This window comes from Labilibaculum sp. DW002 (genome assembly GCF_029029525.1).
Lineage (GTDB): Bacteria > Bacteroidota > Bacteroidia > Bacteroidales > Marinifilaceae > Paralabilibaculum > Paralabilibaculum antarcticum.
Genome location: NZ_JAKJSC010000001.1, coordinates 548,137 through 564,020 on the forward strand (window position 1 = coordinate 548,137; position 15,884 = coordinate 564,020).

At 35.1% G+C, this 15,884-nt stretch carries 9 protein-coding genes; 2 read left to right on the forward strand and 7 right to left on the reverse strand.

Annotation, left to right across the window (positions count from 1 at the left end):
- Positions 1-225 precede the first annotated feature (225 nt).
- Positions 226-813 (forward strand): lactoylglutathione lyase family protein, encoded by a 588-nt coding sequence (locus L3049_RS02140; RefSeq protein ID WP_275108131.1) that lies wholly within the window; start codon positions 226-228, stop codon positions 811-813.
- Here L3049_RS02140 and L3049_RS02145 read toward each other — a convergent pair.
- The 7 genes from L3049_RS02145 to L3049_RS02175 all read right to left on the reverse strand — a co-directional run bounded on the left by L3049_RS02145 (position 789) and on the right by L3049_RS02175 (position 12,926).
- Entirely contained in the window at positions 789-1,163 is a 375-nt protein-coding gene (locus L3049_RS02145) for a winged helix-turn-helix transcriptional regulator (protein ID WP_275108132.1), read from the reverse strand. The two genes, L3049_RS02140 and L3049_RS02145, sit on opposite strands and share 25 nt — an antisense overlap.
- 133 nt (positions 1,164-1,296) lie before the next feature.
- Positions 1,297-2,157 (reverse strand): carboxylesterase family protein, encoded by an 861-nt coding sequence (locus L3049_RS02150; protein WP_275108133.1) that lies wholly within the window; start codon positions 2,155-2,157, stop codon positions 1,297-1,299.
- Between the two features lie 135 nt (positions 2,158-2,292).
- Positions 2,293-3,063 carry a LytR/AlgR family response regulator transcription factor gene (locus tag L3049_RS02155; RefSeq protein ID WP_275108134.1) on the reverse strand — a complete coding sequence of 257 codons (771 nt, stop codon included), beginning with the start codon at positions 3,061-3,063 and terminating at the stop codon, positions 2,293-2,295.
- Between the two features lie 95 nt (positions 3,064-3,158).
- The gene (locus L3049_RS02160) at positions 3,159-4,538 is read right to left on the reverse strand and encodes a RagB/SusD family nutrient uptake outer membrane protein (protein ID WP_275108135.1); all 1,380 of its coding nucleotides are present in this window, start codon (positions 4,536-4,538) and stop codon (positions 3,159-3,161) included.
- 38 nt (positions 4,539-4,576) lie between these two features.
- The gene (locus L3049_RS02165; RefSeq protein WP_275108136.1) at positions 4,577-7,969 is read right to left on the reverse strand and encodes a SusC/RagA family TonB-linked outer membrane protein; all 3,393 of its coding nucleotides are present in this window, start codon (positions 7,967-7,969) and stop codon (positions 4,577-4,579) included.
- Positions 7,970-8,064: 95 nt separating this feature from the next.
- A complete protein-coding gene (locus L3049_RS02170) occupies positions 8,065-10,755 on the reverse strand; it encodes a zinc-dependent metalloprotease (protein WP_275108137.1) in 2,691 nt (896 codons plus the stop codon).
- Between the two features lie 239 nt (positions 10,756-10,994).
- Entirely contained in the window at positions 10,995-12,926 is a 1,932-nt protein-coding gene (locus L3049_RS02175) for a histidine kinase (RefSeq protein ID WP_275108138.1), read from the reverse strand.
- 639 nt (positions 12,927-13,565) lie between these two features.
- On the opposite strand from L3049_RS02175, the gene pflB reads away from it, so the two are divergent.
- Positions 13,566-15,791, forward strand: a complete 2,226-nt coding sequence (gene pflB, locus L3049_RS02180; protein WP_275108139.1) for a formate C-acetyltransferase — start codon at positions 13,566-13,568, stop codon at positions 15,789-15,791.
- The last annotated feature ends 93 nt before the right edge of the window (positions 15,792-15,884 follow it).

The following is a 15,884-nucleotide window of genomic DNA, read 5'->3' on the forward strand; positions in this document are numbered from 1 at the left end:
ATTAAATAGAAACCCGAGATGAATATCATTTCGGGTTCTTTTTTGTAAAAAAACATCTCATTCCAATGATATAAAAATCAAAATTATTATTAACAATAATTAACACTCTATTATCTTTCTGCCATTCAGCATTTAGCACATCTATGTAACCAAGGATCATCCGTGTAAGATATTGTTTGCGTCATTAAATCAAGCTAAAATTGTACTGAATTTAAAAGCGTAAATATGAAAGTCGGTATAATATTATTAATGAGCATCAGTCTATTTTTCTCGACCAATGCTGAAGCAAATAAGAAAGATATGAAAGAAGAAAAAAAAGAGTATCCAAGAGCTTTTTCCCATATTGGAATCACAGTTCCAGATTTGGATAAAGCTGTAGCATTTTACACCGAAGTGATGGGATTTTATATTATTATGCCACCTACCGAGGTTGTTGAGGAAAATGAGACTGCAATTGGTCAAATGTGTATCGATGTGTTTGGCAAAGGATGGGAAACATTTCGCATTGCTCACCTCTCAACGGGTGATCGAATAGGAATTGAATTGTTTGAATTTAAAGAAAGTAAAGAACAGAAACCAACATTTGAACCCTTCAAGACTGGATTGTTTCACTTCTCGGTTCAGGATCCTGACGTAGAAGGCTTGGTTGCCAAAATTGTTGAACATGGTGGAAAGCAACGCATGCCAATCAGAGAATATTATCCAGGAGATAAACCTTACCGTATGTGTTATGTAGAGGATCCTTTTGGTAATGTTTTTGAAATTTATTCTCACTCCTACGAATTGCATTATTCACCCGGAGCGTATAAGTGATGATCCCTTGCAAAATTTTGTCCCCATTTATCTAATTCTAGGATAATGGGGATTATTGCTTTGCCCGATTCGGTTAATTTATAAACGACATGAGGAGGTACTTCTGGATACACTTCACGACTTACCAATTGATCATTCTCTAATGCTCTTACAGAAAAGGTAAACATTCTATTTGATAATCCATCTATGGATTTCTGTAGTTCTCCAGATCGCATCTCACCATCCTTTAAATGAAAAAGGATTAATGATTTGTATTTGTCACCTATTAAACGAAGTGCAAAGGCAAGAGAACAAATATATTCCTTTCCATCGTAGTTGATTATCTTAGGAGTACAGTTACTATTTTCCATATAAATCTAAATTTATTAGCAAAGATAAGGTTTTACGAACTTGTATTCATCATCATGTTTAAAACTTACATTAGCAATAAAGCCATTATTCTGTTACTAGAATAATGGCTTTGCTCTTTATATAAATACTTATCTAATTCACTTCTGATTCTTTTTTCTCATGCTTTAACATCCATGTAAAGATATCAGTGGTAAATGAATCGCAATCTTTATTTTCTTTTCCAATTCCTGTTCCTTCATAAGTACAAGTCCATGAATTGTGTCCCAAATTAGGATAAAGTGTAATTTTAGCTTTTTCGCTTGGGTTAATCTTATTAATTGCCTCAATCATACTTTTTGATTGAGAAGGAGCAACAGTTGCATCACTCTCTCCATGAAATGCCCAAACAGGGATATTTTTGAAATTTTCCGCTTGGTCAGTATTACCACCACCACAAATCGGAACAACTGCTGTTACGTGAGACTCATCGCCAAATGTTCCAACATAATTAAAACATCCAAATCCGCCCATACTTAATCCAGTTATATATATTCTTCGTTCATTAATTTTATATTTTTCAATAATATATTCAACAAATTTTTTCATCTTATCTGCACGCCAGCTTTCGTCATGGCACTGCGGAGAAATTACCAACATCGGATACTTCGGCGCCCAATTTCCATTTTCAATCATCTTTGGAGGTCCGTTTACAAGAATTCGCTCCAAATATTCCGGATGCTTTAGACTATTGCCTTTTTCACCTGCACCATGCAAAAATATTAGTATTGGATACATTGAATCTTGATCATCATCGTAGCCTGAAGGTTGATATGCATAATAACCATATGGCGTATTAGCTTCTCCTAATAAATGACTGGAATGAATTCCCCCGTCATCCGAAGGAAGGTTTGAAAGGTTATAGTAATCGGTTTTAGATAAACCTTCATCATCGGAACAAGAAGCAAAACAAAATAAGAAGAGAATACAAAAGAATAAAACTATACAGTTTTTCATGGCACGAAATCATTTTATAATTATCAATAAATTTTAATTATGCAATAATACGAGATGAAAGTTCTTTTGTAAGAAAAGAATACAATAATTTTATGTTTTTGTTAAATAATTCACACTTTTACATCAGGGTATATTTTATTGATTCAACCACTTCTTAAAATCTGCACACCGATCCTGACTAACAATTGCATCGATACATTCTGCATGATTAGGGCTCAGAATTAATTTTATTCTATTTTTCGAATAGTAGTGCATCTCGTTAATGGCTTGGTAGCTAACCATGAATTTACGGTTAATGCGAAAAAATAATTTTGGACTAAGTTTGTTTTCTAAAGACGAAAGTGTTCCATCAAAAAGATAGCGATTCCCATCAAATCCAAACAAATAAAGCGCCTTGCCTTCTGCCATAAAATACGCTACTTGTTCAACTTCTAATGAACTCAAACGATCGCCACGACTCACAAGAAATCGTTCCTGATATTGCTCTCCAGTCATTAGATTATTTAAGGATTTATGAAGAGCATTAAAATCGAGAGTCTCCTTCTCTTGAAATAACTTTTCGAACTTTTCTAATGCAATTTCCACATCATCACAATCCATTGGTTTCAATAAATAATCAACACTGCAATGTTTAAAGGCCTGTATAGCATATTGATCGTAAGCTGTTGTAAAAATGACCGGTGTTGTCACATCCAATCTGTCGAATATCTCAAAACTGTTACCATCTCCCAGATGAATATCCATAAATATCAAATCAGGCTTATTTTTAGATAGATACCGCACAGCCTGTTCAATATTTTCTAGATGTGCTTCAATTTTAATTCTATTTGGGCGTAAAGTAAGCAGCATTTTCTCCAACTCTCTTGCTGCCAATTGTTCATCCTCAACAATAACTATTCTAATCATTTATGTCATTTTTTTACGCGTCCAAATTACAAAAGAAAAGGGGTAATCCGTAATGGAAAACCCCTAATTTCAATGTATTAATATGCTAATTTAACCTAATTATTCAAATTTGGATTGTTTTGTACAACTTCGTTTGGAAAAGGAATTACATAACGAGCATCATTTTCGTTAAGAATAAACTCTTTTGATACTTCACTCGTTTCTTTTACGATATGAGTTATCGAAGGCTTTCCCATTCTCTTTAAATCGAACCAACGATGACCTTCCGCGCATAATTCTTTAAAACGTTCGTTAAAAACACGTGTTTTCAAATCCGTTTCTGAAAGATTATCAATAATAGCTTTTTCAGCTTCAACAGTTTCTGTCGTATATCTTTTCTCAATTAATGATTTTAAAAAGCTTTTTGAGGCATCAAAATCTTTCAGGTTAAAAGCAGCTTCTGCTGCAGTTAAATAAAGTTCCGACAATCTGAATGTTGTTTTAAATTGATCGTAACTAACCTTATTTCCTGAAAATTTATATCCTGAAGCATCGTAATCGTACTTCAGATATTTTGAAAAACGCATATCATTTGTTCGATCAAAAGCATCAGTTAAAGCTGAAGATGCAACAACAGCACTATGAATTTTAAAATCACATGTTTTTTCTAAGGCCAAAATCGATTCTGATGACTCAAAATGAGTTGGTAATACATCATCATCGCCAAAACTTGCAAAATTTACAAGTGAATAGGCTTCATTATTAATCACCTTTTGAGCAGCATCAAGCGCCAAAGCCCATTGCCCTGTGTACAGATAAAAACGAGCCTCGAATGCATTGGCTGCATTTAGGGAGAAACGGTATCTTAGAACAGCTTCTTCTTGTTTATCAACACTCATCAACTTTTTTCCCTTATTAATATCAGCAATAATGCTATCATTCATTGCTTTTAATGTGCTTGGGAAAGGATTTACATCCAAATCAACTAAAGTTACTAACGGAGCTGTCCTTAACTGATCGTTAGTACCTGGTTGATATTGATCTCCGAAAATGTTTGACAAAATAAAATGAGAATAAGCTCTCAAAAGATAAGTTTCACCTTTGGTTTGATCAATTTCTTCTTGCGTACCTTCAATCGCGTCATCAATATTTTCCAGAATATAATTACAATAAAAAATTGTTTTATACATTGGTAAATATCCAAGATCAGACTCTGCTCCTCCTGCATTTTGATCCCACTGATAAATATTTCTGTAATCGTACAATCCTTCAGAATCGCCTGTTTTTAAATCCATTTCGTCAGAAGCAATTGCTACTAATCCCCTACTGTTTGGAAAATTACTATATGCCTTTGTAAGCATTTCTCTGAACTCAATCGCACGTGTTGGAATTACTTGCCCTTTGGGTTTCACATCCAAATAATCATCGCAAGAACTGAATCCAATTGCAATAAGTGCAAATAATAAAAATATGTTATTTCTTATTCTATTCTTCATTTTGAATATTCTTATAAGGTTCTAATCTGCTTTAATTTTTAGAAATTTGCTTTTACCCCAAATGATACCGTTTTAGGAAGAGGTTGTGCCAATGGATTTCCAATTGTTTCAGGATCTAAATAATCCTTATAGTCTCCATAAAGCACTGCTAAATTTCTCGCTTCAACAAACACTCTTAAACCACTAAGATTAAGTTTTCTTACAAAATCATTTGAGCAAGTATAACCCAATCGTACTGTCTGCAGACGAGCATAACTAGCATCACGAACATTTGAACTCAATAAGCGTTCTATTGCAGGGTTTGTTGCCAATAAATAATAGGTACTATACAATGGATCCGATTTAGAAGCTCCATCTACAATTCTTGGTAATGTAGCCTCCGTATTTTCAGGAGTCCATCTTTCTAAGACTGATTTATTCCAATTCAATCCTCTATCAAAATTAGTCATACTGTATTTTGGCTGAGCAAGAACCTTATGACCAAGATTGAAAACAACACCTAAACTTAAATCAAAACCTTTATAGGTAAATTTATTGGTTAAACCTCCTGAATATTTTGGGTTTGATGATCCCGAATAAGTATATAGTTCGCGTTGTTCAGCAGCTGTTAGTTTCGAAGTAAAAGTTGGAGGCACAATATTCAGTAATTCTTCATCTGTTAAAACATAACCAAAACTTTCATACAATGCTTTTAAATCTTGTCTGCCTTTAATCGATGTATCTTCCATTTGGAAAGCATCCGCCAACTTAATCTTATCCCCATTTTTCTTATAAATCATAGGAACGCCATTTTCATCTAAGCCCGCTTGTTTCAGCGTAAATATCGAATTAATAGGATGTCCTACCTGATTTACCGATGGTGTTAATAAATTGTTCGCATTTAAAATCTTATCTACATTGCTAGTATTGTAAGCAATATTTAGTTGAGTTGACCATGAGAAATCCTTCGACTTAATATTTCTTGTGTAAATAGATAATTCAACTCCCTTATTGGTAGTCTCAGCAAAATTTACCGATGTTACATTAAATCCAGTTGAGTAGGCAAGTGATTTAGGCCCAATCAAATCAGACGATTTACGAACATATCCATCAATACTACCACTAATGGTATTCTTGAAAAAACCAAAATCAAGTCCTAAATTATAGGTCGAAGTTTTCTCCCATCTTAATTTTGGATTAGGTGGAGATGAAACGGTTAAGCCATTCTCATCAGCTCCTGGTAAAACTTTAATTCGGTTATAAGTTCCAATTACATATGGAGAGGTTGATTTATCGATATTACCTTGTAAACCATATGATGTACGCAACTGTAGTTTATTCAAAAATGCAACCTCCTTCAAAAAGCTTTCTTCTTTTATTCTCCAAGTTCCACCAATTGACCACAATGGCAAATATTTATATTTTCGATTTACACCAAAGAGATTAGATCCATCCCATCGAACGCTTCCGAAAACAGTATATTTATCCCTGTAAGTATATCCACCAGTACCAAAGAAAGAAACGTATCTATCTTTTACATCTCCTGCTAAATAAGAAGGGAAAGTTTTATAGTCTTTATCATCACGATATGCTATTGCTTGTGTAGTCAAATTAAGTTCGTCATAACCATAACCAAAACTTTGAATCGTTTTTAAAGAAGACTCTCTTAGTTCATTACCTAACATGAAAGAAACATCATGATCCCCATTGATATTCTTGCTGTATTTTAATATGTTTTTTAAGGTATATTGAAAACGATCACTTGCATAGTTTCGAATAATTCCTCCTGTTTTAGGAAGAAGAAAATCTTTTCCACCATTATAACGACTGCGATAGCGCATGTCTCTTACATAATAACTGTCCTGTTTTGCAAGTTTTTCGTTTGCAAGCTTATCTATCTGTAAGCCTAATTGAGATTCAAATGTAAAGGCATTCGTCAATTTCCATTCGATATTGAAATTTGCCAACACACCGTCACTTTTTAGTTTGTTTCCAGTATTTTCGCGTTCTTCCAATATATTGTAATCTAACAATTGTCCTGTTGTACTATTAATGTCCTTGTCGTATAGATAGGCATTATTTTCGTCGCTAGGTAAATAGTAAGGATTTGCTTTACGAGAATAATATACAGGATTAGTAAAAGATCGGCTATCCGTTAAATAACTTTTATTAATTCTTCTGTTAACCATTAAAGAAACACCAGCCTTAAAACGACTGCTAACCTTAAAATTATTTTTTACTGAAAGGTTATAACGATCTACAGAAGTTCCTGAAAGGTTTCCTTTTTCGTTATAATAACCAGCCGAAATATAGAAATCGTTCTTATCAGTTCCTCCAGAAATACTAAAGTGATGATTTTGCGAAATTGCATCTTCATACAATTGATCATTCCAATTGGCATTCACATTTCTTAATGCGCTTATTTCCGACTGGGCGTCAGCTGGAATAGCAGACAAACCACCCGATTTAAACAAATCCAATGCGCTGTGATTGCTTAAAATACGACCAATAGCACCCTGATTAGGTTTATATGAATATCCTGATTTTGCCAATTGAAGTTCCAAATCAACTTTCTCTGATGAATTCATCAAATTTAATCGATCAATATTTGGCTTTGGTTTGTAACTAAACGTTCCTGAATAGTTAACTCTTACCTTTCCTTTTTTTCCTTTTTTTGTTGTAATAACAATTACACCATTTGCTGCACGAGCACCATAAATTGCTGTTGCCGAAGCATCTTTTAAAACTGTGATACTTTCGATATCATCAGGATTTACTCCAGCAATTGGCGAACTTGTTAATTGATCAACATCGATATCATCCTGATCCGAAGGTAAATCTGTTCCTTCTAATGGTATACCATCAAGAACCCAAAGTGGATCTTGTGGCCCATTAAGTGAAGCCGTTCCACGGATACGAATTCGTGCGGGTGCACCAGGAGCTCCTCCAGTTGATTGTACGCTAACTCCTGCCAATTGTCCTTCTAACATTTGGTCAACACCAAGTACAGCTGCCTGCTTACTTTCCTCAATATCAAGCGTTGTAACAGCGCCAGTTAACTTTCTTTTTTCAATTTTTTGATATCCTGTTACAATTATCTCTCCTAGCTCACTAGTTGATTCGCTAAGTTTAATTGTAACAACTGTTTTGCCTGTGATATTAACCATTTGAGTTTCAAAACCAAGAAAGCTACAAGCTATGGTATTTAATCCTTTAGGAACCTCTAGGGTAAAATTACCATCAAAATCGGTAATGGTTCCTAATGTAATGTTCTCTATAATCCCTTTCATATTGGTTTCTGTACCGATCGTTGATTTATCGATATATACCGATGCTCCGATCAGAACTTCCCCATCCTTTTCAGAGAGAACCTTTCCTGAAATTTGCTTCATTTCTTGAGCCGATACAAATAGCGGCATCAAAATCAAAAGCAAGCTTAGCAGTCTTTTCATAAATTCTTGTTTTTATTGGTTAGTAAAATAGTGGTTAATTCATACAAAAAAACAGATTAGGAGAATTTTACACTCCTAATCTGCTATGGTCAATATTATTTATTACTTAATGCGTGTTCTATACGAAGAATAAGATCCTGATAATGAAAGCGTGTTGCTTCATTACCAATATTTTTCTTTCTCTTCAATAAATCTTTAATTCGGAATAATTCTCCTCTTTTTACCGACACTTCATCTGAAACACGGTGCATAGTGGCAAAAAATAAGTTGCGCTTCGCATAAGTACTCGCCTGTTCTTCTTTCTCATCAGCAAATATTGCATTGTTCTTCACGCCATACTCACAAAGCATTGGCATATGTCCATGATCTGATCCACAAGAGCAATCTGAAGCATGCAATGATTTTTTACTTGTCTTTTCTAAAGCTTTGTTCTGAGCAATAATTAAAGCATCTACAAAATTCTTTTGCGACTGACGCTCAAATACTGATAAACTTCTTCCCTTAATAGTCTGCGCAAATACACCTTGGTGCAAGTCGCTCATCATTTCTGTAAGTGAATATGCATCATTCCCATTATCGGCTTCGTTTTGTAGCATTCTTAACAAACGCTCTTTCTGAAGTAATGAGTAAAAGATATGTGCGTGTAAATCACGAAATAGTGTCGTTGGCGCATATTCAATATCGCCAATAGGCGATTCCTTAATAGGATATGTTTTATTGTAGATATCTGCTTGGGTCAACCATTCCGGAATATCAATTACCTCTTCTAATAAGTATTTAATAGCATCCTTTTGCTTTGCCTTCTCAACGTGAGTATAAGCCGCTTTTTTCTCACCATAAACAGGTTGATCAAGATATATACCTCCAACATTGGTCACCACATGGTTGGCATAAGTGAACCATTGCCCAATAATACCCATCATCATTTTTCCAGCCTTCTCGTAATCCTTACCTTCTTCGTAAGTCCAATCTTCAACTTGTGGTACAATGCGTTCCAGGTTTTTTAATCCATAGCGACTTGCATGCATTGAATTATCTCCCAAATCTTCGCTTTGCGCCGATGGATCAATTGTATTCTTTCCGTTCTGCTGAGGTCCATAGTGGTATAAAGGATCCGTTTCGTGTTTACGGAGCATAGCAGTTTGTTCACTTAATTCATCCCAAGGATTGGCTTTATTATTCCATTTGTAAGCCCATCCAATTGCAAAAATATCGTAAACTCCAATTTGCGGTGTAATATTCTTAACACCATCTCCAGGTTGTGCAACATAATTAAAACGAGCGTAATCCATAATCGAAGGTGCTGTACCTCCCATTTTATCTGTGTAAGTTTTCGATCTTAATGAATCAACCGGATAAGCATATGAAGCTCCCATGTTATGCATTAACCCTAAGGTATGACCAACCTCGTGCGAGGATACAAAACGAATTGCATGAGCCATATGTTCGTCTTCGAATTTATTAGCTCTTGCTTTAGGATCGATGATACCTGTTTGAATTCTAATCCAGGATTGTAAGGCCGTCATAACATTATGCCACCAAATAATATCGGCTTCTATAATCTCCCCGGATCGAGGATCGACAACTGAAGGGCCCATCGCATTAGCTTGGCTTGATGCTGCATATGTCACCATTGAATAGCGAACATCATCACCATCAAAATCAGGATCGTCTACAGGAGCATCTTTAGCAATAATAGCATTCTTGAAACCTGCTTGTTCAAAAGCAATTTGCCAATCGTTTATTCCATCTTTTATTGCTTGACGCCATTGAGCAGGTGTAGCAGGGTCTACATAATAGACGATTTGCTTTTGTGGTTCTACCAGCTCTCCAGCCAGATACTTTTCAACATCTTCTTTTTTAGGCTCTAAACGCCATCTTGTAACCAATTCACGATTTTCAAGAGCTTGCTGTTTGTCGTTAAAATAGTGTTGTTTGGTTGTAAAAAAGCCAACTCGTTTATCAGCAAATCTAGGTTTCATAGGGTTTTCATCTAATAAAACAATATTAGTCGTCACCTCAATAGAAACAGTAATACCTTCGGCTTTAGTTGTAAGCAGCGATTTCATAATCAAGTTTTGCGGAAAACTTTTTGCTTTACTAATTTTAGATAGGCTCTTTAATGCCGATCCTGGCATTCCCAAAACAGTAAACAGATCATTCAAGCTCTTTTCAGAACCATCAAAAATCTTATTCACTTTAAAAACACATGAGGTCGAATCTTTTCCAAAACAAGCTAAGTCAAAGCTTTCTCTAATAGAAGGGATATAATTGTCGCGAACCGATTTGGTAATGGCATCGCCCTTTTTTCCTTCGTAGTATGGATGATAAGTAGTCACCCAAACTTTTTCATTTAAGGTATCGGCCTCGAAACGAATTAAAAGGTTCTGGTAATTGATTCCTTTATTAATACCCATCTCATTAATTTGAGAAGGAACCTTAGAGATCTTATTGACTAAAAGAAAATCACGGCTAAGCAGTGAATCAGAAATCTCGAAATAATAATCCTTTTTTACTCTGTGAATATCAATTACCCCTTTTTTTGTAATTGCATCAGAAGAAATTATTTCATCATACTTTTTTAATTTAGAATCGGAGTCTTTACCCTGAATAGAGTCTGACTCGCTTTTTACATTCTTCTTTTTCCAAAAATTGAAAATACCATCCTTAGCTGAAAGAATGGATCGTTCTGATGCTTGCAATTGTAAACTCGTTCCCCCAAGAATGCAAGCTATCAAGAACAATCGCGAAAATTTGTGATTTGGTGTGATTGTACTTAATTTCATTTAATATATTTTGTTTGTAGTTGTGAGCATCGCCCTACACGAATACTCACGGCACTACAAAATTCATTTTTGCGTTTTACAATACCCAATGAAGACCATTGAGCAATAATTCGAAACAAAAATGAATTAATTCTTATCTACAAGAAAAAAGAAAGGAGTGAATCGGAAAGATTAAGGAGTGAATGACAATAAAACTGGTGTGAAACAATAGCACCAATTCAAAAAACAATCATTAAGTGTTAAAACAAGGGCAATTTAACTCTGAAAAAGCCATTTTCTATACCATAAACAGGTTGCTTATCACCTAGAAAACCATACAAAGCCTCCAACGTTTTTAATCCCGTACCAGAAGTATGGCTTAGGTCTGTTCGAGGTTGGTATTGATTTTCAACAATTAAATAATATTCATCGGAAACGGAGATTTTAATTAGAAGTGGTTTCTCACTTGTAATTATATTGTGTTTGATGGCATTTTCCACTAATGACTGAATACTTACAGATGGAAGCTTTTTGCTAAGTGCTTCTTCTTTTATATCGTATTCTAAAAGTAAATTTTCGCCAAAGCGAATTTTCTGCAAGAAAAGATACTGCTTAATAAAATTCATCTCCTGTTTTAAGCTGATCAGATTACTGTTATTGCTATCCAATAAATAACGATACACCTTCGATAAATTCAAAATAAATTTACGCGCTAACTTTGGTTCTCCTTCAACCAATGCATAAAGGGAATTTAAAGAGTTGAATAAAAAGTGTGGATTAATCTGATTTTTTATATTCTTTAATTGTGCTTTTACTTTCTCTTCTTCCTCTTCAATAGCCTTTCGTCGAAGTTCAAGTGTTTCACTAATATCAAAGCGAAAGCTGGAAACACCTACCACTTTTCCTTCAACATCGGATATTGCATTAAAAATTTGCTGGTAATCTATTCCATGTCTTTGAAATTCAACCAAAAAATGATCTCCTAAAAGTGCTCTGTCCAAATATTTTTTCATTTGAATACGAAAATCTCCATAATAGGCGTCTAATAAATTATCTCCTACCTGAATTGAACCACCTTCTTTATTTTCAATATTATTTTTGTGGACACTATTAAAACTTGTGTATTTATAAGTCTTGCCAACCGAAAAAATCATAATCTGATCGGTACTTTCCATGATTGAAGATAACTTATTCACTTCATTTCGATGTTTTTTCTCGGCTCTTTGCCTTTTTCCAGATTCATAAAGCCAACGACGCTGAGAAAAATAAAGAAAGACCATTAACAAAAGAGCCAATACCAAACCAATTAATATGGTTGAATTTCTTATTTCCTGGACCGATTCTTTCACATTAAAAAGAGGAACACTTACGGTAATTAACCAATAATCCCTACCATTTGCAATTCGAATTGGTTGGTATACCCTCATTACTGGGAGATTCAAAAACTCGGAATGAACTTCCTTCTGTTGCTTTTCACCAGTCTGCAATGCCAACTGTACAAAACTCGAATCTAAATGATTACCTACCTGCTTTCCAATTAGGTTTTCATCAGGATGTGTAATACAAATGCCATTTTTTGAAATGATACTCACAAATGCTCTCCCCAAGGATTTTACATCATAGAAGATTTGTTGGAACTTTTTCAAATCAATATCAAAACCAATAATTCCATTTAAGTGTGAATTTACAATTACTGGAGTAAGAATACTGATGATCTCTTTACCTTGATCATTTATATAAGGCTGTGATAAGACAGTTCCTCTTAAATTTTGCAGTTGATTCAATAATATTTTCTCATGAATAGCAGAAGGAGATTTCACTATAATAGAGTCATTTATTTTTTCCAAAGCGACTCCACTCATTGTATCATTTTTATCTATCCTAATAAACCATCGAGCAGATATTTCCGGACTTACCATTAGGTCCGATTCCAATATCTCTTTAATCACAGGAAGTTCTCGTCCAAAAGCGAATTCTTCAACTGCATCGGTATAAAGTTCGGCTTGTCTGCAACTATTTTCTATCTCAGTCTGAACAATTAGAAAACTATTTTGCGCTTTCGACAATGCCAAATCAACACTCATTTTACGTGCTGTAATGGTCATTTTATCGCCAATAAAATAAGCTACTATCCCAAAACTTAGAATAATAACAAGGCCTATGAATATAATGGATTTATTACGTAATTTCATTTTCTTTTGATTTCATATTTTAATACAGCTCTAACAACTTACAAAGCTTTAGTGTTAATAAAGAAGTGTTGTTAATTTCTATTTAGATTACAAATGTAGTGTTTCACGAGATTGATTGAGTAATTTGAGTAAAATTTATCTTTTAGCCATCACTAATGCCTCAAGCTGCAATAAAATCAGATTAAACAATTCATTAACAGGGTCAATATCCTTTTTCAGCCTTTACGTACATTCAAGGATATCAAACACATCTGAAAATGTAAAACTAAATGTTATTTGGCCAAAAACAGCCTTTCTTCTTCATACCCTTTCTAAATTACATGTTTTCTAACATATTTTACGATATTTGCTAACTGTTCCATTTTCAGATCCTTTGCCATTACAATATCGTTTGCGCTCTCAAACTCACTATAACTAGGTATTGTGGGAGAAAATTAAAAGATGTTCCTTTGCAGCCTGAAAGCAAAAAGGAGTTAAGAGTCTTCTTCTTTTACTGATCAGTAGATCGGGTTTTCAATAGAGATAACAACCAAAATTTTAAGCGAACAAACACCAATAAGTCATGGTGCTTAATTGATTTTCAATTGATCCCTGACTGATGATTGTTCCATTCAACCATTGAAAAAAATCATTATTAGAATGAAAAGAGTTCAATTCAAAGCCGGTGAGTGGCAAAAAACTATTAACGTAAGAGATTTCGTTAGTAACAATCTAACTTCTTACGAAGGAGATGCTTCATTCTTAACTGGAGCAACAGAACGCACAAAAAAATTATGGGACATCTGTAAAGATGCAGTAAAAGAAGAGCGCGCAAACAACGGTGTTCGCTCTATAGATACTGAAACAGTATCAACAATTGCTTCTCACGGAGCAGGATATATCGACAAATCATTGGAGTTAATCGTAGGTCTTCAGGCTGACGAATTGCTTCGTAGAGCAATGAAACCTTATGGTGGTATTGCGGTTGTTGAGAAAGCATGTACTGAGCAAGGTCTTGAAGTTTCAGATCGTGTTAAGGATATTTTTCGCAATTTCGCAAAAACTCATAATGATGGTGTTTTTGATGCTTATACTGATGAAATTCGTAAATTTCGTTCATTAGGTTTCCTTACAGGCCTTCCTGATAACTACGCTCGTGGTCGTATTATTGGTGACTACCGTCGTGTGGCTCTTTACGGTATCGACCGTTTGATCGAAGTAAAGAAAGCTGACTTAGCAGGTTTGACCGGATCTATGACAGATGAATTGATTCGTCTTCGTGAAGAGGTTTCAGAGCAGATTAAAGCTTTAGGTGAAATTAAGGCATTAGGTGCGAAATATGGTTTAGAGTTGAATCGTCCGGCTGAAACAGCTCAAGAAGCTATTCAGTGGGTATATATGGGTTACCTGGCTGCTGTTAAGGAGCAAGATGGTGCTGCAATGTCACTGGGTAATGTTTCTACTTTCCTTGATATTTATATCGACAGAGATCTTCAGGAAGGTACAATTACTGAAGAATTTGCTCAGGAAATGCTTGATCAATTCGTAATGAAATTGCGTATGGTTCGTCACCTTCGTATGAATGCTTACGATGAGATTTTCGCTGGCGACCCAACTTGGGTAACTGAGTCAATTGGTGGTAAAACTATGGACGGTAGAACTAAGGTAACTAAAACCTCTTTCCGTTTCCTTAACACGCTATACACTCTGGGAGCTTCTCCAGAGCCAAACATGACTGTTCTTTGGTCAGACGAATTACCAGAAGGATTCAAGAAATTCTGTGCTCAGGTTTCTATCGATACGTCTTCTATTCAGTACGAGAATGATCAATTGATGCGTGATACGCGTAAGTCTGATGATTATGGTATTGCTTGTTGTGTTTCTTACCAGGAGATTGGAAAGCAAATTCAGTTCTTCGGCGCTCGTTGTAACTTGGCTAAAACACTTCTTTTGGCTCTTAACGGTGGACGTTGTGAGAAAACAGGTACATTACTTATCGAAGGTATTCCGGCAATGTCTAGCGACGTGTTGAACTATGACGAGGTAATGAGCAACTATATGATTGCGATGAAGCAAATGGCTCGTGTTTATAGCGATTCAATGAACATTATCCACTATATGCACGATAAGTACTACTACGAGAAAGCTCAAATGTCTCTGGTTGATACAAACCCTGCTATTAACCTAGCATACGGTATTGCCGGTCTTTCTATTGTAGCTGACTCGTTATCTGCAATTAAAAATGCTAAAGTAACTTCTGTACGTAATGAAGAAGGTTTAACAGCTGATTTCAAAATTGAAGGTGATTTTCCATTTTATGGTAACGATGATGATGCAGTAGACTGTTTTGCTGTTGAGATTCCAAACATCTTTAATGGTATGTTGAAAGATCTACCAACTTATAAGAATGCTGAAGCTACTATGTCTATTCTGACTATTACTTCTAATGTGGTATATGGTTTGAAGACTGGTGCAACTCCTGATGGTAGAGCAGCTGGTGTGCCTTTCGCTCCTGGTGCGAATCCAATGCACGGACGTGATAAGAATGGTGCTATTGCTTCATTGAACTCAGTAGCTAAGATTAATTACGAAGATTCTTTGGATGGTATCTCAAATACTTTCTCAATTGTTCCTAAGTCATTAGGTGCAACAGAAGAATCACGTCAAGAGAACTTGGTGACTATGATGGATGCCTATTTTACTAAAGGTGCTCATCACTTGAACGTAAATGTATTGAACCGTGAGCTTCTTATGGATGCAATGGAGCGCCCGGAAGAATACCCGCAGTTGACTATTCGTGTATCAGGTTACGCAGTAAACTTCGTAAGATTGACTCGCGAGCAGCAGTTAGAGGTTATTTCTCGTTCTTTCTTCGAGAAAATGTAAGATCGTTTAACGATGATATAGTAAGAGTACCGGAGCTTTCTTTTGAGAGTTTCCGGACTCTTTTTTTAATTTCATTGGTAAAGATGTACATCT

Excerpts from the sequence above, each read along its gene's own strand:
- L3049_RS02140 (WP_275108131.1), top strand. The coding sequence starts at position 226 with ATGAAAGTCGGTATAATATTATTAATGAGCATCAGTCTATTTTTCTCG.
- L3049_RS02145 (WP_275108132.1), bottom strand. The coding sequence starts at position 1,163 with ATGGAAAATAGTAACTGTACTCCTAAGATAATCAACTACGATGGAAAG.
- L3049_RS02150 (WP_275108133.1), bottom strand. The coding sequence starts at position 2,157 with ATGAAAAACTGTATAGTTTTATTCTTTTGTATTCTCTTCTTATTTTGT.
- L3049_RS02155 (WP_275108134.1), bottom strand. The coding sequence starts at position 3,063 with ATGATTAGAATAGTTATTGTTGAGGATGAACAATTGGCAGCAAGAGAG.
- L3049_RS02160 (WP_275108135.1), bottom strand. The coding sequence starts at position 4,538 with ATGAAGAATAGAATAAGAAATAACATATTTTTATTATTTGCACTTATT.
- L3049_RS02165 (WP_275108136.1), bottom strand. The coding sequence starts at position 7,969 with ATGAAAAGACTGCTAAGCTTGCTTTTGATTTTGATGCCGCTATTTGTA.
- L3049_RS02170 (WP_275108137.1), bottom strand. The coding sequence starts at position 10,755 with ATGAAATTAAGTACAATCACACCAAATCACAAATTTTCGCGATTGTTC.
- L3049_RS02175 (WP_275108138.1), bottom strand. The coding sequence starts at position 12,926 with ATGAAATTACGTAATAAATCCATTATATTCATAGGCCTTGTTATTATT.
- pflB (WP_275108139.1), top strand. The coding sequence starts at position 13,566 with ATGAAAAGAGTTCAATTCAAAGCCGGTGAGTGGCAAAAAACTATTAAC.